This window comes from Sphingobacterium sp. 40-24 (genome assembly GCF_001899705.1).
GTDB lineage: Bacteria > Bacteroidota > Bacteroidia > Sphingobacteriales > Sphingobacteriaceae > Sphingobacterium > Sphingobacterium multivorum.
Map to the genome: position 1 here is coordinate 74162 of NZ_MKWH01000034.1, position 21516 is coordinate 95677.

Consider the following 21516-nt stretch of genomic DNA (forward strand, 5'->3'; position numbering starts at 1 on the left):
AAATCAACGTTACAAATCATGCTTCGGTCTCCTACATTGGTTGCCCCCGCTATTCAACAGACGATTCTTAATAAATCTGTTCGCGACCTAGGATTTTCCTGCACAGGACAATATCATCCATCCGCTTTTATAAAAAGTCTCTCTGATAACAGCCCTTAGCGATAAATGGTTTTTATTTGACCGTAAATAAAGAAGGCAACTATCTGGATTTATATTCACGGTCGACAAACATTTTATCCAGAAAAAGATACCTGTTCCGAAATTCTTCAGCAGAAGCTTTCACCTCGGTATTCAAATTCAAGATATTCATTCGCTGATCTTTTGCTGTTGTTTTCGGCCAGGCTGGAAGTCCTTTTCCATTTGGATCACCCGTCTTGATAAAATTAACAAAGTACTGCTGACCAAGTTTCGAAACCTTGTAATCATCTTCTGTCCAGGCAAAAACATCATTACTCTGCAGATTTCCCAATAAATATTCGATATCACTGGCATGGAAAGCTCCCGGTAGGGGCTGTGGGCTTTTTTCCTTGTCTTCTTGTGTAGATTTCTTGCTAATTCCTCCGGCAAGCCCGGTTTGTGCATCACGATATGCCGGTTGCATGGGTGGCCGCGGTTTACCGAATATATAAACGAAGACTGGGTTACCGCTATTCTTTCGTTGCAGGTCAAGCCATTTCCAAGTACTATACACAATAAAATTATCGCTAGCTAATGCAGTTGCCGATTCAATGACTTCTGCCTCGGTCTTCCCTGGATACTCCTTGAGCACTTCTTCAGCTTTAACACCAAACTGTGCTCTTACCAACTTCTCATAATTCTCCGGAGATGGGTAAGATTTACCCATGTAAGCCATATAGGGAGCTTCCGTGGAAGTCCAACCGGCAAGCAAGGGAACCTTAGATTGCTCCCCGGCTTCAAAAATAGCCAATGGAGATCGCGGCAAAAAATAGCCATCAACAATCAAACGGGTAGTGAAGGCTCCTGGCTCGCTGGCTTTATCTAGAAGTTCGGCCGCAGGAATTTCACGCAGTTGATCAAGACCTGTTGCATTTACCCGCGATGCAAATGCAACACCCTGTTGTTCCTGCTCAGTAATAGAGGCTGTACCATACCGTAAGTTAAAGACACTTCCGCTCTGACCGATAGCACGCGTAAACAACCCCTTGGATAGCGGACTAGTCATTTGAGCGGAAACAGACATACTTCCTGCCGACTCGCCACCGATGGTGACCGCATCGGGATCACCGCCGAATGCAGCTATATTTTTTTTGACCCAAACCAAAGCTGCATGCTGATCCAGCAGTCCATAATTTCCTGAAGCATGTTTCGGTGATTCCTCCGTTAATGCTGGATGCGCGAAGAAACCAAAGATACCAAGACGATAGTTGACAGTAACGACAATAAGACCTTCTTTAGCAAAACTTTCACCATCATAACGATTTTCAGATCCATCACCAGCATTGAACCCCCCGCCGTAAAAATAAACTAAAACAGGAAGTTTGCCTGAATGAAGACTCTTTGGACGCCATACATTCAGGTATAGACAGTCTTCACTGATCCCCGGCGACCGAAATCGCATATCCCCATAGATCGGTTTCTGCATCGGAGAATAACCAAAATGATCTGCTTTACGGATACCAGACCAGTGTTCAGCAGCTTGCGGTTCTTTCCATCTTAGATCGCCTACTGGGGGTTTTGCAAAGGGGATCCCTCGGAAGGACTCGACCCCGCTTGACAAGATAATCCCTTCTAGCACCCCCTCTTCAACCTTTACCTGTGGCATTTGGGCGAAAACAAACGATGCAACCAAAAGCCCAACAACTGTAAAAAAAATCTTTTTCATCATAACATTCATTTATAACTCCATGGTTTTATTCTTAAAGTTAAAATACAAAATAAAATCTATACCGTCGTGATAATCTGACATTTCAGCGCAAAGACTTAAAGAAAACTTAACCAATAGACAAATACCTGCAGCAGCCGGATGCTTGCTTGCTTGCTTGCTTGCTTGCTTGCTTGCAGTGATCAACGCATTTAGTTGGTCAGCCAAACAAAAAGTAGCATAAGCCATTGGACAAGAATACATGTCCAAAATGGCTTACTACTTGCTGTGGTCAATATTTCGAGTACACCAATAAACTTTGACCTTATAATAGTATAGAAGCTGGTGTTATTGTCCAAATCCAAGGAATCAAACTTCACTTTGTTCAGACCAAAAATGACAATGCGTCGCACCCAAGGGCTCTCAATTTTGGTATTTTTTACGTCATTAATCAGTTTAAGTTTCGCAAACGAATAATCAGCGACATTTTGTACTACATCGGGCTGATTTGATTGAAAAATTAAAAGTACTTTGTCAAATGCTGGAAGAATGAGATCATCCTGCCTTTCCTCCACGACAAGACTTGCAATCTTCGAAAACACATATTTGTTGCTGAAAATAAAAAGTAATACTGGTAGCAGGATCAATCCAATCAACCAAAGGAATTTAGCCACGGCTTGTACAGGACTGACTGTCGAAAAGAAAGCTTCATGACTAGCATTAAATTGTAAACTACCAACCACCAAATAAAGTAAAGTCGAAACAATAGCCAGCAAATAATATTTGACTAAAGTTTTCGTCCCCAATACGCTCAATTTTTTTAAGTACGATAACTGTGTTTTCATCTTGTTATAATTAATTACCCTAATTTAGCATTATTCGCCAAACATTGATCCGTCGGTTTAATTCTCGATCGTTTTCATTTTAAATCCGCCAGGAAAGAATTTTTATTCGTCATCTCCATTTCTGCCCACCGATTTTCTCCACAGAAATGTAAAAAATATTTGCGTAGCTAAATAACTACACGTATATTCGTAGTCAAATGACTTCAAAATGAACTTAAGACGAGATGTTTTCCAAGCTATAGCAGATCCAACAAGAAGAGCAATCTTACTTCTTTTGGCCTCACAAGCCATGACTGCAGGTGCAATTGCAGCCAACTTCAATACAGCAAGACCGACAGTTTCAAAACATTTACAAATATTGACGACATGTGAGTTATTAAAGTCTCAACAAAATGGACGTGAGATATACTATCAACTCAACCCAACGAAGATGAAAGAAATTGCAGATTTCATCGAACCTTTTCGTCAAATGTGGGATGACAGATTCAATAGATTGGAAGCTATTATGCAAAACTACAAGAACAAATAATATGGAGGTAAAAACCAACGTACAGGCTGAGGATAATAAACAGGAGATTGTCATTACAAGAGAGTTCGATTTACCTGTTGAACTGCTCTTCAAAGCATACGAGGATCCCAAAATTTTTGAACAGTGGATGGGAACCAAAGTCTTAAAATTGGAAAATAAAACGCATGGCTCCTATGCGTTTGAAACTTCCCATAATGGCCAGGTCATGTTCAAAGCAAATGGAACGATACACGAATTCCTACCCAATCAACGTATCACACGGACGTTTGAAATGGAAAACAGTACATTTCCCGTACAATTGGAATATTTAACATTTGAAAAAATAAGTGCAGAACGTAGCAGGCTTCACATCCATATTATATTTCAGTCGGTCGCGTTTAGAAACCAGCTGCTACAGATGCCTTTTGCGCAAGGAATCAATATGGCGCACAACAGATTACAAGAAATTCTTTCCAAACTTACCTAAAGCACTACATGATGAATCCAAAAATTGAACATTTTTTTGAAAATGCGACAAGATGGAATGAAGAATTCAATCTGTTGAGAGAAATTGTCCGTGGCAATAAAACACTGCAAGAGGATTATAAATGGATGCACCCTTGTTATACATTTGAAGGTAAAAATGTCGTATTGATACACGGGTTTAAAGAATACTGTGCACTGCTATTCCACAAAGGTGCATTATTAAAAGATCCCAAAAATATATTGATCCAGCAAACCGAAAATGTTCAATCGGCCAGACAGCTTAGATTCACCACTGTTGAACAGATTGAATCATTACGAGAGGTGATATCGGCATATATTCAGGAAGCCATCGAAATTGAAAAATCAGGTAAGAAAGTGGACATGCGAAAAGCTACTGATTACCCTGTACCAGAAGAATTTAAGCGCGCCTTACTGGAAGACCCTTTGCTCCAAAAAGCCTTTCAATCACTTACGCCTGGTCGGCAAAAAGGGTATCTATTCTACTTTAACCAGGCAAAACAAGTGAAAACTCGCGAGGCAAGAATCGAAAAATACTACCAGCATATTCTCGATGGAAAAGGTGTCGATGACTAACATATTACAGTTTATTCGCGATATAGTAGTCTATAAAGAGTAGATTTGTCTACAATCAAATAGACAGAACTAGACCAAGACGAACGATTATAGCAATTATCGTAATCCGGTATACTCAATTCGTCGACTCATATATCGCTGAATTCACATGAATAAAAAATTAGTATCGCTCCTCTGCGGCCTCTTGCCCATTTTTTCACAAGCACAGAAAAAGAACAACGCAACACAACGCCCCAACATCGTCTTTATCCTGACGGACGATTTCACGGCCCAGGCATGGGGCGTATACGGTGGTATTTTAAAAGATTTTGTCAAAAATCCGAATATTGAAAAATTAGCCAGTCAAGGGGCGGTGCTCAATAATACCTTCTGTACAAATTCCATTTGCACCCCTAGCCGCGCAACCATACTGACAGGACAGTACAGTAATAAAAACCAAGTTTACACACTTGAAGATGCTTTGGATCCCGATAAGGAAAACATCGCTAAGGATCTGCACCATGCAGGCTACCAAACTGCTGTTTTTGGAAAATGGCACCTAAAAAAGAGACCAAGTGGATTTGACGATTTTAAAGTTCTACCTGGACACGGTGTTTATCATAACCCGACTTACCTCTCTAAAGACAATTGGAATGATAAGGAAGAGGCTGGCACACCTTACGAAGGCTATGTAGATGATATCACCACAACAATGAGTCTGGACTGGTTAAAATCACGCAACCCAGACAAGCCCTTCTTCTTAATGTGTCATTACAAAGCGACCCATGAACCCTTTGATTTTGCGGAGCGATTCAAAGATTACTACAAAGATGTGGAGTTTCCTTATCCTCCTACATTTTTGGACTCAGGAGCAACCACGACTGGACGCTCTTTTGAAGGTCAACCCTTGGAAGAGCTTGGCCGCCGCTATGAGCAAGCTTCGGTAGGCCCCTTTTGGACATCTTATCCTGAGCTTCCGTTTTCAACAAAAGGAATGGCCCCTTTGGAAGCCCGCAAAAAGATCTACCAAAAGTTCATCAAAGATTATCTCCGTTGCGTCGCTGGGATCGATGATAATCTGGGAAAAATTATGCATTACCTTAAAACCGCAAATTTGGACGAAAATACCGTTGTGATCCTGGCTTCCGATCAAGGTTACTTCTTGGGAGAACACAATTTCATGGATAAACGTCTCATGTACGAAGAATCACTGCGCATGCCTTTTGTGATCAGCTACCCCAAAGAAATCAAAGCAGGTAGTCGATTAGACGACATGATTCTAAATATCGATTTCGCTGCGCTATTTGCAGACTATGCCGGCATCAAAAAACCCGCTTACATCCAAGGCGAAAGCTTCCGGAATAACCTCAAAGGAAATACATCCAAAGCATGGCGTTCTGCCCTATATTACCGTTACTGGCAACATGCACCAATACGCCCTGCCCACCTGGGAGTCCGTGATGAACGTTACAAACTGATTTATTTTTACGGACAGCCCTTAGAAATGACAGGTAGTGACTCCAAAACAACAGCACCAGCCTGGGAATTCTATGATCTACATCAGGACCCCATGGAAACACACAACGCCATTCTAGACAAAAAATATGTCAAAGAAATTGCCCGGTTGAAGAAAAAGCTGACTAAACTAAAAGCCGAAGCAGGCGATGATGATGCAACAAGACCCGCTTTTCAGCAGGTCCTCAAGCAAGAAAACTTAACTGTTAAATAAATGGATGATATGGACCTGCTGCCAACCATCGTCAACTCAATTATAATAAAAACGGGGATCCAGCTTTGGATCCCCGTTTTTATTAAACGACCTCTGTTAAACAGCGGTATATCCACCATCAACTAAATAGTACCCTCCAGTCATAAAGGATGATTTATCCGAACTTAGGAAAAGAACCAGTTCAGCGACTTCCTCGGCCTTTCCCAAACGTCCAATAGGGTGTTTACTAATTAATGCATTGATTTGTTCTTCCTCCAACTTCGCCAATAACGGGGTATCAATGTAGCCGGGTCCGACCGCATTGCAACGAATATTTTTTTGACCATATTCTGCACCAATGTTCTTTGTCAATCCCACAACAGCATGTTTGGCTGCAGTATAGGCACTTGACATTGGAGCAGCAACAGTACCGTGAATGGAAGCCATATTCACAATAACTCCGCCTCCATTTTTTTCCATCGCCTCCAGCTGATATTTACAGCCATAAAATACGCCATTGAAATTAATATCGATGACTTTTTTCCAGCCATCTAGACTATACTCTCCAGTTAGGGCAGCCTCTCCCCCAATACCCGCGTTATTACAGGCAATATCGAGTCGGCCAAATGTCTTGACGGCATAAGTCACCAAAGACTCATTGTCAGTTGGAGATGAGCTATCTGCTTTAAAGAACGCGGCCTCTCCTCCCAGAGATTCAATTTGTTTTACTGTTTCTTGGCCCGCTTGCTCATTGATATCTGAGACAACGACCTTTGCTCCTTCTTTACCATAAGCCAGTGCAACAGCCTGGCCGATCCCCGAACCAGCTCCTGTTACCAAAGCTACTTTATCTGCTAAAATTTTCATATGTTATAAATTTTATGATAAATACAATTTACTAAAAGCAACGCGGAATAAAGCAGAAGCGGACATTTACTTCATTTAAAACGAAACTAAAATGACATTACTAGACGGGTTAGTTCTGTAGCTGCGGATATTTTTTATATAATCTATCCAAAAACAAACGCCCCATCAATTGGAGCTTGGCTTGCGTTTCAAACATACCTGAACCTGGAGAAATAATACCATGCGGCATACGCTGAACAGTGCCATAATACATGATATCGAGCCCATTTCCATTGAGGTCAAGATGCATTTTCTTAGGTTTCAAGCCCATAACGGAGCCCATACGCGTTACCTTTTCAGCATTTGTAATCTGCGCAGTCCGTGCATTGAGCAAGGTTTCATGATCGAAAACCAAATGGTCTCTCACCTCCCCCTCATAAAAAAATACGTAATGCAATTCGTTGTTGCTAAGCACCAGATAAGAAGCGTTATCCCGTTCATTGTAACGAGCCTTTACTCCTACAGCCGCCCAAGCAACAGCCTTCGCTGCTGTCGCCGCAGCCGAAGCAACTTTATCCCCAACCGTTGCAATATACGCGCATTGCGTAAAGGCGTCGATTGGAACGCCGTTCAATTGTTTTCTTAATTCGCTAAATTCATCATTTAACAATTCATCCTTTACACCTGGAGCTAGGCCAATCCCGGATTCACCTTCATATTTTTTGGCCGTTTCCTTTTGCTTTTTCATCATCATAAGAGAAAAAAACACGCAAGCCACAACGATAACAGCAAAAATGCCGATGTACAACATCATAAAATAAAATTTAAAATGGGTTTATAATTCAATAAAAATCCAAAAAAGGAACAACCTATTTAGTTTTCCTTTTTTTTAATACAATCGGCTACAAAAATTTTGCCAGACTAAAGAATTTTATCCGGGTAGTGAATATTATTTAATGCGGTTTGGTGCATATCCACCCAAATAGCGCTGTTTGACTGCTGTATAAGCCAATTTGGAGAACTTCGCATGTCGGCATCGGCATCATTATTATAAACGGCTGGAAAATCAGACTCTTTGGCTCGAAGCAAAACGACGATCGTACCTGCCATAAGCAAAGGAATATCACCCAACACGAGATTATAAAAACCATCTTCAAGCAATCCTGGGCTAAAACGCTGTAAGCTGTCGTAACTACGCTCCAATTTGCCAATCAATTTTTCCAGTTCGTGTGGGTAGTGAACCTCAACATAAGACTCAAACAGCCTCGACCCTTTGTCGTAGGCGCCAGATTTCATCAGGTTGAGCGCTTCATTTCTATACACCTGCAACCAACGATCTGACCCGAGATCATGATATTCCGCTGCCGCATCTTTACCATCCCGTTTCAGGGCCCAAAGTTTAAGCTGCTCAAGCCGCTCGGTGGTTTCCATTTCATTTTTTCCCATAAGACTACCGCTCCCGTTCCCTAAGCTCTAATTGTAATAGAATATCGCGCTTTTTACCTTCAATCAAAGATAAATTGCCAGCAACAAAAACGCCTTTCTGTCCTGAATTTTTGCTGATACCATATACAGTCGATTCATCATCAGGATCTGACGCCCCTTCGTAGCGAAATAAGTAGTCAATTTTATACTCATCAGCATGAGCCAACAAATCGTCAAATTCGATATTATAGTCTATTGTGTAACCTAAGTTGTTTAACTTTTCCAAGGCAACACTTGCAGAGGAGTATCCATGCATTCTTTCCATAGTTGATTGTTCTAAACCCGATCTAAATTCTAATTTTTATAATTTATTATAAAACGATTGACAAAAGGGTTTTGTTTTCCGCAAGTTGAAATAGTTTATTCAAAATCATATGTCTACTTTTGTGCTACCAAACACGATGAAATATGGCAAATCTAGCAGCACCAGCTTATCAGCATACACCTCAATTGGCATTTCAACGATTACTCGATGTCTTATATACCTTACGGATTGAATGTCCTTGGGATAAGAAACAGACCATGGAAACCCTTCGCCATTTGACGATGGAGGAAATGTATGAATTGACCGATGCCATTTTGGAAAAAGATTATCCCGAAATAAAAAAAGAACTTGGTGACGTCTTGATGCACCTTGTATTCTATGCGCGCATTGCCGAAGAAGAGGGACAGTTCAATATCGTAGACGTACTTAATGCAATCTGTGATAAATTGATTACGCGGCATCCCCACATCTACGGTAACACCAATGCCGATACAGAAGATCAGGTCAAATCCAATTGGGAAACAATCAAGCTCAAAGAAGGCAACACATCTGTTCTTTCTGGCGTCCCGAAAGGTTTGCCCGCATTGGTGAAGGCGTATCGTATTCAAGATAAAGTGCGCGGTGTCGGCTTTGACTGGGAAGATAAGAAACAAGTATGGGAAAAAGTAGAGGAAGAACTGGCCGAATTTAAAGCTGAATTTAATCTAGAGACAGCACTTCCAATGGATCAGGAAAAAGCGGAAGGCGAATTTGGCGACCTCTTATTCTCCTTGATAAATTATGCACGCCATATGGGTATAAACCCCGAAAATGCGCTTGAACGTACCAACAAAAAATTCATTGCACGCTTCACCTATCTGGAACAAAAAGCAGCCGAAAATAAGCAGCAACTGCAAGAAATGAGTTTAGCAGAAATGGACGTTTATTGGAATGAAGCTAAAAAATTGAAAAAATAAAGCAATTCCTATAAAAGGCGGGCAGCGACCGAATTTAATTCGACTTTGTCAAATTTATGCGTAAATTCGCAGCAATATGGAAACAGTTGTTAGCGGTATCAGAAGTACCGGAAAATTACATTTAGGAAATTATTACGGCGCATTGAGCAATTTTGTGAAAATGCAAAACGAATATAATTGCTTTTTTTTCATTGCGGATTTACATTCACTAACGACCCACCCCACTCCTCATGGGCTTCAGGGAACGGTTCGCCAAGTTATTGTTGAATATTTAGCAGCAGGAATAGACCCTGAAAAATCGACTATTTACGTTCAATCTGATGTTCCAGAAGTCGCGGAACTCTATTTATACATGAATATGAACGCCTATCTCGGCGAGCTTGAACGCGCTACAGCTTTTAAAGATAAAGTTAGAAGCAATCCCGACAATGTTAACGCAGGTTTGTTGACCTACCCCGTCTTGATGGCCTGTGATATATTGATTCACCATGGCACAAAAGTTCCGGTAGGAAAAGATCAGGAACAACATTTGGAGATGACGCGGACTTTTGGTAATCGCTTCAATCGCTTATATAATGTAGATTATTTTAAAGAGGCATTTGCGTTCTCTTATTCTGACAAATTGGTGAAAGTTCCCGGACTTGCAGGACAGGGAAAAATGGGTAAATCTAATGGTGAAGCTGATTGTATTTATCTATCGGATAGTGAAACCGTAATTCGTAAAAAGGTGATGCGCGCAGTATCGGATTCAGGCCCGACGGAGATGAACCAGCCTAAACCTGAAGCTATCCAAAATCTTTTTGACTTAATGAAGGTCGTATCTACTGCAGACACATTACAGCATTTTGATGAACTCTATAACAAATGTGAAATTCGTTATGGTGATTTCAAAAAGCAATTGGCCGAAGATATGGTCCTTGCCACCAACGATGTCCGCTCCCGTATTGAAGAAATATCAAACGATGATGCATACATTGCTAAAGTTGCAAAAATGGGCGCTGAAAAAGCAAGCGAGTCCGCACGCAAGACCCTGAAAGAAGTTCGTGAGATTATTGGTATTAGAAGATTTTATTAAGCTAGAAATAATATGCACATAGCTATCGTTGGAAATATAGGTGCCGGCAAAACAACATTAACCGAAATGTTGGCCAGCCACTTTAAATTTGAACCTCAGTTTGAAGCTGTAGACAACAACCCTTATCTGGAAGATTTTTATTCGGACATGAAACGCTGGGCTTTCAATCTTCAGATTTTTTTCCTCAACAGTCGCTTTAGACATATTGTAAAATTGCAGGAAACCGGCATTGATATGATTCAGGACCGTACCATTTATGAAGATGCTTATATCTTTGCCGAAAACTTGTATGATATGGGCTTAATGAGCGCACGTGATTTTGAAAACTATAGTAATATTTTTCAAAGCATCATCCACTATATCAAACCGCCGGATTTATTGATATACCTCAAAGCCTCTGTCCCTACCCTGGTGAATAATATCCAAAAAAGGGGCCGTGATTATGAGTCTGCAATTCGTTTGGATTATTTGTCAAAGCTAAACGATAAATACGATAAATGGATCAATAATTACAAAGACGGTAAGGTCATGATTCTCGACAAAGACAATCTGGATTTTACCACAAACCCAGAGGACCTCGGAAATATCATTCAAAAGATCGAAGCCGAATTATTTGGATTGTTCGAATAATTGCGACATCAAAAAGCCTGTAAGTCAATTGATTTTACAGGCTTTTTGATAAACGCGCATTTCCTCAGCCAATGATAAAAAATAAAAAATGAAATTTTTAGGTATTATTCCTGCCCGATATGCATCGAGTAGATTCCCTGGAAAACCGCTAATCGACATCGAAGGAAAAACGATGATCCAGCGTGTCTACGAACAGGTCAAAAAATCAACAAAATTAAACGAGGTTGTTGTTGCTACTGACGACCAACGCATCGCACAGACTGTACGCTCTTTTGGTGGCGAAGTCGTCATGACCGCAGCACATCACCAATCGGGAACAGATCGTTGCGCCGAAGTCATAACGAATATAGGAGGCTATGATGTTGCCATCAATATACAGGGTGACGAACCCTTTATCGACCCCGCACAAATTGATCTTTTAGCAAGTTGTTTTGAAGATACCACTACGCAGATTGCGACCTTGGTCAAGGAAATTACAGCAGAAGAGGAACTCTTTAATGTAAACATACCCAAAGTTGTCCGAAACACCAAAGGAGAAGCCATCTACTTCAGTCGGCAGACCATTCCTTTTTTAAGAGCTGTGGAAAAAGACCAATGGCTACACAAGCAAACATTCTATAAACATATCGGAATATATGCCTACCAGGTAGATACATTAAAAGCCCTGACACAACTTCCTATTTCTATGCTAGAAGAAGCAGAAGCATTGGAACAGCTGCGCTGGTTAGAAAACGGTTACGCCATTCAAACGGCAATTACAACGCATGAAACTGTCGCTGTGGATACAAAAGAAGACCTCGCTAAAATATTAAGACTATTTTTCAATAAATAGTAAAGCTTACCGGTGTTCGGTATAGTATAACGACCGGACACCTTCCAATAGAACCTGCTTATCCGAATCACTGAATTTGATCATCTGCTCTTTTGCTCTGATCAATTCATCCAATTGCAATTTGGTACTCACACCAACGAGTGCTGTAGCAACAGCTGCGTTAGAAAGCACATAAGAAAGTGCGACAATCATATTGTCTTTTCCGATACGTTTGGAAAGATTTGCCAAGTTTCTCACGATATGGGCCACCTCTCCCGAACTATACTGCAAGAAAGGTTCAATAGGTTTGTTAATGAGAACACCTTTGGCTAATACGCCGCGTACGACGATACTTACCCCCCGTTCTTCCAATAAGCCACTGATTTCTTCTTCAGGTCTTCTATCCAATAAGCTGTATTGCATCATAACTGAGGCCATATCAGATTTGGATAAAAATGCCTTAATAACATTTGGGCGAATTGAAGAAAGACCATAAGCACGGATTTTCCCTTGTTTCTTCAACAACTCAAACGCTTCAACAATCTCCTCTATCGGATCTTCTATCGTACCACCATGTAACTGATAGAGGTCGATGTAGTCCGTTTTTAAACGTGACAAGGAACCTTCCACAGCCTTGATAATATAGTCCTTTGAAGCCTTCCAATCCCAACCTGATCCATCTGCACGCCAATGGTTACCAACTTTCGACGCCAACACAATATGTTTGCGAAAGCTTTGCACACTTTCCCCAACGATCATCTCATTTAGACCCCTATCGTAGAGATCAGCCGTATCGAAGAAAGTGATCCCTTTCTCGTAAGCTTTTTGGATAATATCTTTCGATTGTTTGGACTGATTGCTTTTTAGCGACATACAGCCCAAACCTATTTCCGAAACGATTAAGCTTGTATTACCTAATTTACGTTGTTCCATCTGCACCAATATCAAGCAATTCTACCTCAAACACCAATGTGCTGTTTGCCGGAATTTCACCTGTTGCCCGTTCGCCATACGCTAATCTGCTTGGTATAAAAAATTTATACTTTGCCCCCTTGGACATTAACGGGATTCCAATCTGCCAACCTTTGATCACCTGACCCAAGGATAGTTTCAATGGCTCCTTACGGTCATATGAGCTATCAAATTGCTTTCCATTCAATAAGGTACCTTTATAATGCACTGTTACCTCATCGTCACTTTTTGGTTTTGGCCCTTCGGTTTGACTTAGAACAAGATATTGAATCCCCTCAGCTGTAGATTTCATCCCAGCAACCTTTGCATTTTCGGCAAAAAATTTATCTTCTTCAGCACGGCTAGCAGCCTCTTTTTTAGCACGAACGTCCATGATCGCCTGTTGGATAACAGCTCTTCCTTGCCCCTCTTCCAATAGAGACTTCTCTCCTTTCAGAACATCCGAAATTGCTTTTGCAATGACATCTGACTTCAAATAATCGATCTCAATAGACTTTAGGGAATTTCCGATATCGGCACCAAATGCATAAGACACAGAATCGGCCTTCGTTTTCAGTTGATTTGTTGCACTTGGTTTAGTTGCGACGACCTTCTTCTTTGCCGCCGTGTTCGTTTTTTTTTGTTGAGCAAATCCTGTGACCGTCGTCAAGGATAATAGGGCTAATGCGATATACTTCATGTGTGTTTAACGGTGCTTCTGCACGATTTCATTTATAATTTCTTGCGTGATATTAGGGTAATCAACGTCAACCCTAGATTTACTGTTGAGCCAGGCTTCTATCGCCAGCATGTTCTTCTGTTTTAAACTCGAAATTACAGGCACTCCCATCTCTTCCAATGACGCTGCATTCAAATGCTGCTCATACTGGTTTTTCATTGGGATAACTAACAGTTTCTTTTTCAAATATAACGCTTCTGCCGGTGTTTCAAAACCCGCCCCACATAAAACTCCAGAAGAAGATGCCATACTATCAATAAAAGATTGGTTATTGATCGGCCTTATCGTTACATTTTTCATGTCAAATGCCTTTGAATTGTGTTTACTAAAGACATCCCATTTCACGTCCGGAAACTTCATCAAATGCTTTAAAAGATGCGCATCGTCATATGCGGGGAGGTAAACAGTGTAATGTCCCTGATCGGTGACATTTAATTCACGAACAGCATTACGGATAACCGGTGGATAAATGTTCTTGCCGTACCGCTTGAAATGGAAACCATAGGAATGGGTAGACGGAGCATAATTTTTCATGATAAATTTGCCCAACATGTCACTATCTTCTGGCTTGGGGCTCGAGGGGTCTAAAGCAGCGATCTGATGGCTCAGCCCAATGCATTCTAGATCTTTTGAATGACAAGCCCAAGCAGAGATCGGTTCAAAATCATTGATCACCAAATCATAGTTTTCGATGGGCAAGCTCTTAATTTCATTCGTAAATTTGCGGATCGTCGAACTCATAAAAGTTTTCCACAGGTCTACCCCGCCGGATTTACCGAAGATAAAACTCAGCCCATGATAACGGTATTTCACTTCAAAAGGTAATGATAGATCCGCTTGAATTCCACTAACCAAAACATCAACTTCCCCTAACTCCCTCAGACAGGGGACAATATCCATTGCACGGCTCAGATGTCCGTTTCCTGTCCCTTGTACGGCATACAATATCTTCATAACGACTGCATTTTGTGTCGGCAAATTAATCAATTTTAACGAGTATCAATATTATTTTATTGTTTAGTTATGTTAAGAAAATATAAATTAACATCAATAAAAAATACAGTTAATCCGTTTTTAATTTTCCTTTATGTATATTTAATATCAACAATTAATTAATAGCCAGTTTGATACCCCATGAAGTCTCTATTTTATCAGATGCTTTGCATAATCGCCATGCTAATTTTAACATCGTGGGGATTTTTTGCGCATAAAAAAATTAATCATTATGCCGTTTTCGCCCTACCAGCAAAGTTGGCAAAATTTTATAAATCCAATATCGACCTTATTACCGAAAAAGCGGTCGATCCAGACAAACGTTGCTTCACAGATAGCGCTGAAGGCCCGAGACATTTTATCGATATGGAGGACTACCTTAAGGAAAGTAAAATTGACACCATACCCCTACATTGGTCACAAGCCAAAGAAAGATTTCAAGAAAGTCAATTGTTAAAAAATGGTATAGTACCCTGGCAAATCAACCTTACCTATCAAAAGCTTGTTAAGGCCTTTCAAGCAAAAGATTATAAACGGATCATCAAACACTCAGCAGAACTGGGCCATTATATTGCAGACGCCCATGTTCCATTGCATACGACTAAAAATTACAATGGACAGCTCACCAATCAACTAGGCATACATGCATTCTGGGAAAGCCGCTTACCGGAAATGTTTTCCGAAAAATACAACCTTCGCGTCGGAAAAGCGAGCTATATCAAAGATCCTCTACAAGAAGCCTGGGTTATTGTTTACGAAAGTAATCGCCTTGTGGATTCTGTCTTGACGATTGAAGCTGGTCTCGATCGTCAATTTAAGGCATCTCAAAAAAAATCATTTATTGAACGAAACAATCAATTGGTATGGACCTACTCTGATAATTATGCCAGAGCCTATCATGAAGCCATGAACGGTATGGTAGAAAGGAGAATGCAAAAAACCATCTTACGTGTTGCCTCCTATTGGTATTCCGCCTGGCTCGAATCTGGCCAACCCGACTTGACCAACATCGAAAAAATAAAAAGCACCAACAAGCAAGATCACATCGATATAACAGGGAAAAAGCGTATCGGTCGAGAAGAATGGATGTAAAAAGGCTATAAAACATCATCCGGACTACCAGTATTATTCACACCGGACTATTTGTTTTTTAATCTGCTAAGCTACTTTTGCAGCGTAAAATCTAGGAAAGCATGTTGAATAAGAATATTACGTTAACAAAACTTGCATTAGTACTGAGTATTGGAGCTGCGACTGCGCAGATTAATGACACAACCGCTTTGGGTGAAGTCATCATTAATCAAAATCGCTTACAGATCCCTTTTTCAAAACAAAGCAAGAACATCCAAATATTGACGCAGGAAGATATACAGAGACTACCAAATCGATCAATCAACGAATTGCTTAGCAATATCCCAGGAGTTGATATTCGCCAACGTGGACCATTCGGTTCGCAGGCAGATATAAGTATCGACGGAGGCTCTTTTGAACAGACAGCGATCCTACTCAATGGTGTTAAAATCACCGATCCACAGAGTGCCCATCACAATATGAACCTTCCGGTTCCGCTGGAGGCCATCGAACGTATCGAAATCATTCGAGGACCAGCATCCAGAATTTTCGGCATTAATGCGCTAACCGGCGCTATTAACATCGTAACAAAAAAAATTGAATCAAATCAAATTAGTGCCCAGGTGTATAGTGGTTCATCATTCAAAGATAATGAGCAGACAAGTACAGGCAAGTATTATGGTAAAGGCGTTCAGCTTGGCTCACAGTTCTTAACCAAGCAAACAAGCCACGGTTTATATTTTGGCCACGAAGACTCCAATGGGCAACGCTATAATACAGCCTCTAATAATAATAAACTCTATTATGACGGGACATATCAACCGAATACAGCCAATATGATAAAAGCCAATGTTGGCTATATCAACAATCAATTTGGAGCCAATGGTTACTACGCTGCACCGAGTGACAAGGAAGCGTATGAACAGGTTAAGACAGTTTTCGCTTCCCTGCAGTCCAAGCATCAATTAACACAGGCATTTTCCATCAGTCCACGCCTCAGTAATCGCTACAACGAAGATGAATATTGGTATTTGGGCCGAGAAACAACGAAAGGTAGATCCAAACATTACAGCAACGTCTTTGGAGCAGAAATCAATGCTACATTGGAGCAAAGTTATGGTACATTTGGCTTAGGATTAGAAAGTCGATTTGAACGTATCAATAGCACCAGTATTGGCGACCATAACCGGGAGAATTACGGCGGCTACCTGGAATTCAAAACCGAGGCGATCGAAAAACTGATGATCAACTCAGGTGCCTACATCAATTATAACTCAAAATTTGGCTGGCAGGTATTCCCGGGTCTAGATTTGGGCTATGATATTACCGAACATTGGAAGATTGTAGTCAACGCAGGTTCTAGCCAACGTATCCCTTCCTTTACGGATCTTTACACCAATCAGACAGCCAACGTCGGAAACCCCACACTGAGCTCTGAAAATGCCTATCAGATAGAAAGTGGTATAAAATACTTATCCAATCGAGTTATTGCGCAAGTGGGCTATTTCCATCGAAGGATAAACGATTTCATTGACTGGCAAAAAGAGGATGCCACTACAGGAAGCGGAACGGTCATTCCGTGGAAACCAATAAATATTGGAAAAAATAAAATTGATGGATTCAATGCTTCATTCCGATATAATATCAATGATCCCAGCGCAACGACACGATACTTTACAACGCTAAGTTATAATTATCTCAACCCAAGCATAACATTAGCAGACGGGATACTATCCAAATATGCTATTGAAAGCTTAAGGCATCAAGTTATTGCCAACTTTACCATAAACCACAAGAACTGGATGTTCACTTCTGCAAACCGCTTTAATGAGCGTATCAGTTACAAATCTTATTTCATCGCTGACGTAAGAGGATCGTACCAACTCCAAGACTTAAACATCTTTGTGGATGTTCAGAATATATTTGACAAGAGCTATATAGAAGCTGCCGCCGTTCCTATGCCCGGTCGTTGGTTTAGTATCGGCGCAAAATATAAACTGAACTATTAAACCCGATTAAATGGCAAAATCGGTTCTCTTCCCATTTCGCCATCAATTATAAAAAAGTCCCAAATGGAATGACCATTTGGGACTTTTCATTGTGTTATTGCCACATAGAAGCATGTACCATGCCCTATTTAAGAAAACGCCAACTATAAAATAAGTTACTTTTTCTTGGGAAGAACAGATAAAATTCCTCCAATTAAATGTTTTTGGAACTCAGGTTCGTCATAGGACTCATCGGTATGTCCAAGCCCGGTATAGAAGACTTTCCCTCCATCGTAGCTCTGGGTCCAGGAGATTGGATGGTGATCCCCCATTTTTCCTCCTTGGTAGCTTTTTTCATCCAAATTCATCAACACATGCAATCCGTCCTTCACATCCTTGAAGTTATACCACTCATCCTTGTGCCACCAGATCGGATGGAGGTGCTTGGTGGCCGGATGTTTTCTATCCAGCACATCAATTTTGGCTTTTTGTACAACAGGATGAGACGCAAAATACGCCCCTACAAGACCATTATACCAGGGCCAATCAAACTCAGTGTCCGTCGCCGCATGGATACCCACAAACCCTTTTCCTGATTGGATATACCGCACAAAAGCTTCTTGTTGCGCATTATCGAGAATATCGCCGGTTGTGCTCAGAAAGATAACGGCGTCATATTTGTTCAATCCCTGATCGGTAAACAGAGCTGCATCCTCCGAATGATCAGATTTTATTTTTTCTTTATCAAGCAATTGCTTAAGTACCTCTGCACCCTTTTCGATGCTTCCGTGTCTAAACCCTTTTGTCTTGCTAAAGATCAATACTTGCCTTTGTGCCTGAACAGCAGCTGATATCCCCAACAGGAGAAACAGAAAAATGAAGATTCTATTCATGATATAAATGGTTATTATGATGATTTAAGTTTAGGTTTACTAATTTCCGCAACGAAATTGCGATAAAAATAGCTGTAAAGAAGAGCCGTGCATTCTCCCGATACACGGCTTTTCTGTTTTATTATGGTGTGATTAGCTCACGATAAAAATCAAGGCTTTCAATAATATCTTCCTCAGAAACGTAGATATCATATTGACAACTGCCAATTTGGTCAAGCAATGCGAAACCGATCTGATTGGACAAGTTTTTCTTATCGTTTCGCATCAGATCCAACAGGGCTGTATCAATGGAAGAATCAAATGTGTAGTCGTTGAAATATTTTCTAAAAGTTTGGATCAAATCGTTTAATTCATCCAAAGGCAAACCATTCAATTTATGCGATAGGTACCCCTCACAAATCATTCCCGCTGCAATAGCTTCTCCATGTAATAAAGGTGAAGCATCGTTCAACAAAGAGTATCCCTCAATAGCATGACCAATTGTATGGCCAAAGTTTAAAATTTTACGCAGTCCTTTTTCTTTCGGATCCTCAAGGATAACACGGTTTTTGATCGAAACAGAATGTTTGATCAAAGAATTGTCGATTTGATCGATCTCCAATGTTTTCACTCGCTCATAGTAAGCCCGATCGAAGATCAGTCCATGTTTAATTACTTCAGCAAAACCTGAGATTAATTGACGCTGATCTAGGGTTTTCAAAAACTGGCTTGAAATAAATACTGCTTGAGGTTGTGCAAAAGTTCCAATAATATTTTTCACACTGCCCATATCAATGCCGGTCTTACCTCCTACCGATGCATCTACCTGGGAAAGTAAAGTCGTCGGAATTTGAATAAAATCCATCCCTCTTTTGAAAGTTGACGCTGCAAATCCCCCCATATCGGTGACTACCCCACCACCCAGGTTGATCATCAACGAATGCCTATCCGCTCCGAAATCGAGCATATTATGCCATACGCCAATACAGAAATCAATATTTTTATTTTCCTCGCCAGGATCTACTTCTATCACGTCATAATTCGCCAAATTGGGTAAGGCCTGCTGAAATAAGGGTAAACAATTATCCAAGGTGTTGGTATCCACCAAGACGATGATCTTTGAGTAACTGCGCTCAGCTAAAAACGCCTCCAAAGAGGCCAACGTATCATCAAAATATACCTGATAGCCCAAACTTTCTATGACTTCCATTCTACGATTCTTTAAGGTTTAAGTTTTCTATTTACCAATATTGTTTAATATTACACCAATTTTATTTGCATCCTATCAAATTCAACAACATCTCCTGGTCGCAATTTGAGCCTTTTCCGGTAATCGACCTGCCCATTATACTTTACATACCCTTCCGCTACAACCCACTGAGCCATAGCACCATGTTCCACCCAATTTAAAGCTTTAAGTAACTGTATGAGCTGGATATATTCGCCCTCGATTTTAAATTCTTGCATTTCACAAAAATAGTGGTTTCACTGAGGAATACAAGAATTATCATCGTTTTAATGCTTAGTAAATTGCTACATTTGCCTTATTGCAAATAAAGATTATGATTGAGAATTCTGAGCCCAAGACATTATCCTTTGATAATACAGAGATTGCTTTTAAAAGTAAAAGCGATAAGGATTTGGAAAGAGCGTATTGGTTATTCAAAATAATAGCGAATAACTTCTTGACAAAAGTAGGTCCATCCATGACCAACTTTGCACTGAACATCGGATTACCTATCCAGGGTATCATCCGTAAAACAATCTTCAAGCATTTTTGTGGCGGAGAGACCATCGAAGGTTGCGAAAATGCGATTAACGAATTGGGAGAGAATGGTGTAGGAACAATATTGGATTATTCCGTTGAAGGAGAAGAAACTGAAAGTGCATTTGACGCTTGCTGCAACGAGGTATTGCGCACCGTAGTCGCGGCCAGTAAAAACAAATACATTCCATTTTCAGTATTTAAACCAACTGGATTAGGCCGATTTGAACTGTTTGAAAAAGTCAATGCAAAGGAAGCCTTGACAGAAAGTGAACAGGCAGAATACCAACGTATGTTGGATCGTACCGATCGCATCTGTAAAGCTTGTCATGCAGCTGGTGTAAAAGTTTTAGTAGATGCTGAACATTCATGGATCCAAGATGCAATTGACGATATCGCTCGTGAAATGATGGAAAAATACAATATGGAAAAACCAATTGTATATAATACTTATCAATTGTACCGTAGTGATAAGTTGGCATCTTTGAAAGCTGACTTTGAATACGCCAAAGTTAGAGGATTTCACATGGGTGCTAAGATCGTTCGTGGTGCCTATATGGAGATCGAACGTGCTCGCGCTGCGCAAAAAGGTTATTCCGATCCCATCCAGCCAAATAAAGAAGCTTCCGATAGAGATTATAATGAAGCTATTGAATTTATCTTGGACCATCTGGACAACTTTGGACTAATGGCGGGTACACACAATGAGGACAGTAGCATGCTACTTGCAAAGGAAATTGACAGACGCGGTATCGACAGATCAATCGACCGTATTTACTTTGCACAATTATTGGGTATGTCTGATAACCTGAGCTTCAATTTAGCTGCACACGGCTACAATGTTGCCAAATACATGCCTTACGGACCGGTGAAAGCAGTGATGCCATACCTTTTCCGTAGAGCACAGGAAAATACTTCAGTCGCAGGAGCTACAGGTCGGGAGCTCGGGCTTTTGATCAAAGAAAAACAAAGAAGAAAAGCTAGTCGATAACGACTAGCTTTTTTTATAATTGGCGCGCATCAAGTCCATCTACTCAAGGAACTATGCTCAAATGGTCTCCAAGAAACACCCTACTTTTGAAAAGCACAAAAGCACTTCACCTATCGCTCCCCTTCGCACTTTTGAA

General features: G+C 40.6%; 23 protein-coding genes. 11 read left to right on the top strand and 12 right to left on the bottom strand.

Going from position 1 to position 21516, the window contains the following annotated elements:
• Window positions 1–199: 199 nt before the first annotated feature.
• Window positions 200–1846, bottom strand: coding sequence for a carboxylesterase/lipase family protein (locus tag BGP15_RS12265; protein ID WP_204990719.1), 1647 nt, complete (start codon window positions 1844–1846; stop codon window positions 200–202).
• Between the two features lie 188 nt (window positions 1847–2034).
• The gene (locus tag BGP15_RS12270) at window positions 2035–2667 is read right to left on the bottom strand and encodes a hypothetical protein (protein WP_286769678.1); all 633 of its coding nucleotides are present in this window, start codon (window positions 2665–2667) and stop codon (window positions 2035–2037) included.
• A 208-nt stretch (window positions 2668–2875) separates the two neighbouring features.
• Between BGP15_RS12270 and BGP15_RS12275 the strand changes: the two genes are divergently transcribed.
• The 4 genes from BGP15_RS12275 (at window position 2876) to BGP15_RS12290 (ending at window position 5963) form a co-directional block, all read left to right on the top strand.
• Window positions 2876–3196: an ArsR/SmtB family transcription factor gene (locus BGP15_RS12275; protein WP_112374516.1), complete on the top strand. Its 321-nt coding sequence runs from the start codon at window positions 2876–2878 to the stop codon at window positions 3194–3196.
• Window position 3197: 1 nt separating this feature from the next.
• Window positions 3198–3662 (top strand): SRPBCC family protein, encoded by a 465-nt coding sequence (locus BGP15_RS12280; protein ID WP_286769679.1) that lies wholly within the window; start codon window positions 3198–3200, stop codon window positions 3660–3662.
• An 8-nt stretch (window positions 3663–3670) separates the two neighbouring features.
• Window positions 3671–4255, top strand: a complete 585-nt coding sequence (locus BGP15_RS12285) for a YdeI/OmpD-associated family protein (protein ID WP_236560166.1) — start codon at window positions 3671–3673, stop codon at window positions 4253–4255.
• Between the two features lie 148 nt (window positions 4256–4403).
• Entirely contained in the window at window positions 4404–5963 is a 1560-nt protein-coding gene (locus tag BGP15_RS12290) for a sulfatase family protein (protein WP_286769680.1), read from the top strand.
• 96 nt (window positions 5964–6059) lie between these two features.
• On the opposite strand, the gene BGP15_RS12295 is transcribed toward BGP15_RS12290, so the two are convergent.
• From BGP15_RS12295 to BGP15_RS12310, 4 genes are all read right to left on the bottom strand, one after another.
• On the bottom strand, window positions 6060–6809 hold the full coding sequence (locus BGP15_RS12295; protein WP_286769681.1) for an SDR family NAD(P)-dependent oxidoreductase: 750 nt from the start codon (window positions 6807–6809) through the stop codon (window positions 6060–6062).
• A gap of 109 nt (window positions 6810–6918) precedes the next feature.
• On the bottom strand, window positions 6919–7602 hold the full coding sequence (locus BGP15_RS12300) for a hypothetical protein (RefSeq protein ID WP_286769682.1): 684 nt from the start codon (window positions 7600–7602) through the stop codon (window positions 6919–6921).
• Window positions 7603–7709: 107 nt separating this feature from the next.
• Window positions 7710–8234 carry a hypothetical protein gene (locus BGP15_RS12305; RefSeq protein WP_286769683.1) on the bottom strand — a complete coding sequence of 175 codons (525 nt, stop codon included), beginning with the start codon at window positions 8232–8234 and terminating at the stop codon, window positions 7710–7712.
• A gap of 4 nt (window positions 8235–8238) precedes the next feature.
• On the bottom strand, window positions 8239–8538 hold the full coding sequence (locus tag BGP15_RS12310; RefSeq protein ID WP_046675905.1) for a hypothetical protein: 300 nt from the start codon (window positions 8536–8538) through the stop codon (window positions 8239–8241).
• Between the two features lie 143 nt (window positions 8539–8681).
• On the opposite strand from BGP15_RS12310, the gene mazG reads away from it, so the two are divergent.
• The 4 genes from mazG to kdsB all read left to right on the top strand — a co-directional run bounded on the left by mazG (window position 8682) and on the right by kdsB (window position 12031).
• Window positions 8682–9494: a nucleoside triphosphate pyrophosphohydrolase gene (gene mazG, locus BGP15_RS12315; RefSeq protein ID WP_046675904.1), complete on the top strand. Its 813-nt coding sequence runs from the start codon at window positions 8682–8684 to the stop codon at window positions 9492–9494.
• Between the two features lie 76 nt (window positions 9495–9570).
• Window positions 9571–10569, top strand: coding sequence for a tryptophan--tRNA ligase (trpS, locus tag BGP15_RS12320; protein WP_046675903.1), 999 nt, complete (start codon window positions 9571–9573; stop codon window positions 10567–10569).
• A 12-nt stretch (window positions 10570–10581) separates the two neighbouring features.
• Window positions 10582–11199 (top strand): deoxynucleoside kinase, encoded by a 618-nt coding sequence (locus BGP15_RS12325; RefSeq protein WP_046675902.1) that lies wholly within the window; start codon window positions 10582–10584, stop codon window positions 11197–11199.
• Between the two features lie 88 nt (window positions 11200–11287).
• Window positions 11288–12031 carry a 3-deoxy-manno-octulosonate cytidylyltransferase gene (gene kdsB, locus BGP15_RS12330; protein WP_070568708.1) on the top strand — a complete coding sequence of 248 codons (744 nt, stop codon included), beginning with the start codon at window positions 11288–11290 and terminating at the stop codon, window positions 12029–12031.
• Window positions 12032–12037: 6 nt separating this feature from the next.
• Here the strand turns inward: kdsB and BGP15_RS12335 are convergent, their stop codons facing one another.
• From BGP15_RS12335 to BGP15_RS12345, 3 genes are read right to left on the bottom strand one after another with little or no spacing between them, the layout of a single operon-like run.
• Window positions 12038–12943 carry an aldo/keto reductase gene (locus BGP15_RS12335; RefSeq protein WP_286769684.1) on the bottom strand — a complete coding sequence of 302 codons (906 nt, stop codon included), beginning with the start codon at window positions 12941–12943 and terminating at the stop codon, window positions 12038–12040.
• Window positions 12930–13661 carry a BamJ family beta-barrel-assembly machinery protein gene (bamJ, locus tag BGP15_RS12340; protein ID WP_286769685.1) on the bottom strand — a complete coding sequence of 244 codons (732 nt, stop codon included), beginning with the start codon at window positions 13659–13661 and terminating at the stop codon, window positions 12930–12932. The genes BGP15_RS12335 and bamJ overlap by 14 nt, the downstream gene beginning before the upstream one ends.
• Before the next feature lie 6 nt (window positions 13662–13667).
• Entirely contained in the window at window positions 13668–14654 is a 987-nt protein-coding gene (locus BGP15_RS12345; RefSeq protein ID WP_046675898.1) for a glycosyltransferase family protein, read from the bottom strand.
• A 219-nt stretch (window positions 14655–14873) separates the two neighbouring features.
• Here BGP15_RS12345 and BGP15_RS12350 point away from each other — a divergent pair, with 219 nt between their 5' ends.
• The gene (locus BGP15_RS12350) at window positions 14874–15785 is read left to right on the top strand and encodes a zinc dependent phospholipase C family protein (protein ID WP_286769686.1); all 912 of its coding nucleotides are present in this window, start codon (window positions 14874–14876) and stop codon (window positions 15783–15785) included.
• Window positions 15786–15886: 101 nt separating this feature from the next.
• On the top strand, window positions 15887–17773 hold the full coding sequence (locus BGP15_RS12355) for a TonB-dependent receptor plug domain-containing protein (RefSeq protein ID WP_286769687.1): 1887 nt from the start codon (window positions 15887–15889) through the stop codon (window positions 17771–17773).
• Window positions 17774–17928: 155 nt separating this feature from the next.
• On the opposite strand, the gene BGP15_RS12360 is transcribed toward BGP15_RS12355, so the two are convergent.
• The 3 genes from BGP15_RS12360 to BGP15_RS12370 all read right to left on the bottom strand — a co-directional run bounded on the left by BGP15_RS12360 (window position 17929) and on the right by BGP15_RS12370 (window position 20091).
• Window positions 17929–18645 carry a ThuA domain-containing protein gene (locus BGP15_RS12360; RefSeq protein ID WP_286769688.1) on the bottom strand — a complete coding sequence of 239 codons (717 nt, stop codon included), beginning with the start codon at window positions 18643–18645 and terminating at the stop codon, window positions 17929–17931.
• Between the two features lie 121 nt (window positions 18646–18766).
• A complete protein-coding gene (gene aroB / locus BGP15_RS12365) occupies window positions 18767–19834 on the bottom strand; it encodes a 3-dehydroquinate synthase (protein WP_286769689.1) in 1068 nt (355 codons plus the stop codon).
• 50 nt (window positions 19835–19884) lie between these two features.
• Window positions 19885–20091, bottom strand: a complete 207-nt coding sequence (locus BGP15_RS12370) for an RNA-binding S4 domain-containing protein (protein WP_286769690.1) — start codon at window positions 20089–20091, stop codon at window positions 19885–19887.
• A gap of 95 nt (window positions 20092–20186) precedes the next feature.
• On the opposite strand from BGP15_RS12370, the gene BGP15_RS12375 reads away from it, so the two are divergent.
• Window positions 20187–21380 carry a proline dehydrogenase family protein gene (locus tag BGP15_RS12375; protein ID WP_046675892.1) on the top strand — a complete coding sequence of 398 codons (1194 nt, stop codon included), beginning with the start codon at window positions 20187–20189 and terminating at the stop codon, window positions 21378–21380.
• Window positions 21381–21516: the final 136 nt, after the last annotated feature.

Excerpts from the sequence above, each read along its gene's own strand:
- BGP15_RS12335 (WP_286769684.1), bottom strand. The coding sequence starts at position 12,943 with ATGGAACAACGTAAATTAGGTAATACAAGCTTAATCGTTTCGGAAATA.
- bamJ (WP_286769685.1), bottom strand. The coding sequence starts at position 13,661 with ATGAAGTATATCGCATTAGCCCTATTATCCTTGACGACGGTCACAGGA.
- BGP15_RS12285 (WP_236560166.1), top strand. The coding sequence starts at position 3,671 with ATGATGAATCCAAAAATTGAACATTTTTTTGAAAATGCGACAAGATGG.
- BGP15_RS12325 (WP_046675902.1), top strand. The coding sequence starts at position 10,582 with ATGCACATAGCTATCGTTGGAAATATAGGTGCCGGCAAAACAACATTA.
- BGP15_RS12280 (WP_286769679.1), top strand. The coding sequence starts at position 3,198 with ATGGAGGTAAAAACCAACGTACAGGCTGAGGATAATAAACAGGAGATT.
- BGP15_RS12355 (WP_286769687.1), top strand. The coding sequence starts at position 15,887 with ATGTTGAATAAGAATATTACGTTAACAAAACTTGCATTAGTACTGAGT.
- BGP15_RS12275 (WP_112374516.1), top strand. The coding sequence starts at position 2,876 with ATGAACTTAAGACGAGATGTTTTCCAAGCTATAGCAGATCCAACAAGA.
- BGP15_RS12375 (WP_046675892.1), top strand. The coding sequence starts at position 20,187 with ATGATTGAGAATTCTGAGCCCAAGACATTATCCTTTGATAATACAGAG.
- BGP15_RS12295 (WP_286769681.1), bottom strand. The coding sequence starts at position 6,809 with ATGAAAATTTTAGCAGATAAAGTAGCTTTGGTAACAGGAGCTGGTTCG.
- BGP15_RS12345 (WP_046675898.1), bottom strand. The coding sequence starts at position 14,654 with ATGAAGATATTGTATGCCGTACAAGGGACAGGAAACGGACATCTGAGC.
- mazG (WP_046675904.1), top strand. The coding sequence starts at position 8,682 with ATGGCAAATCTAGCAGCACCAGCTTATCAGCATACACCTCAATTGGCA.
- trpS (WP_046675903.1), top strand. The coding sequence starts at position 9,571 with ATGGAAACAGTTGTTAGCGGTATCAGAAGTACCGGAAAATTACATTTA.
- BGP15_RS12270 (WP_286769678.1), bottom strand. The coding sequence starts at position 2,667 with ATGAAAACACAGTTATCGTACTTAAAAAAATTGAGCGTATTGGGGACG.
- BGP15_RS12300 (WP_286769682.1), bottom strand. The coding sequence starts at position 7,602 with ATGATGTTGTACATCGGCATTTTTGCTGTTATCGTTGTGGCTTGCGTG.
- BGP15_RS12265 (WP_204990719.1), bottom strand. The coding sequence starts at position 1,846 with ATGATGAAAAAGATTTTTTTTACAGTTGTTGGGCTTTTGGTTGCATCG.
- kdsB (WP_070568708.1), top strand. The coding sequence starts at position 11,288 with ATGAAATTTTTAGGTATTATTCCTGCCCGATATGCATCGAGTAGATTC.
- aroB (WP_286769689.1), bottom strand. The coding sequence starts at position 19,834 with ATGGAAGTCATAGAAAGTTTGGGCTATCAGGTATATTTTGATGATACG.
- BGP15_RS12360 (WP_286769688.1), bottom strand. The coding sequence starts at position 18,645 with ATGAATAGAATCTTCATTTTTCTGTTTCTCCTGTTGGGGATATCAGCT.
- BGP15_RS12370 (WP_286769690.1), bottom strand. The coding sequence starts at position 20,091 with ATGCAAGAATTTAAAATCGAGGGCGAATATATCCAGCTCATACAGTTA.
- BGP15_RS12310 (WP_046675905.1), bottom strand. The coding sequence starts at position 8,538 with ATGGAAAGAATGCATGGATACTCCTCTGCAAGTGTTGCCTTGGAAAAG.
- BGP15_RS12350 (WP_286769686.1), top strand. The coding sequence starts at position 14,874 with ATGCTAATTTTAACATCGTGGGGATTTTTTGCGCATAAAAAAATTAAT.
- BGP15_RS12305 (WP_286769683.1), bottom strand. The coding sequence starts at position 8,234 with ATGGGAAAAAATGAAATGGAAACCACCGAGCGGCTTGAGCAGCTTAAA.
- BGP15_RS12290 (WP_286769680.1), top strand. The coding sequence starts at position 4,404 with ATGAATAAAAAATTAGTATCGCTCCTCTGCGGCCTCTTGCCCATTTTT.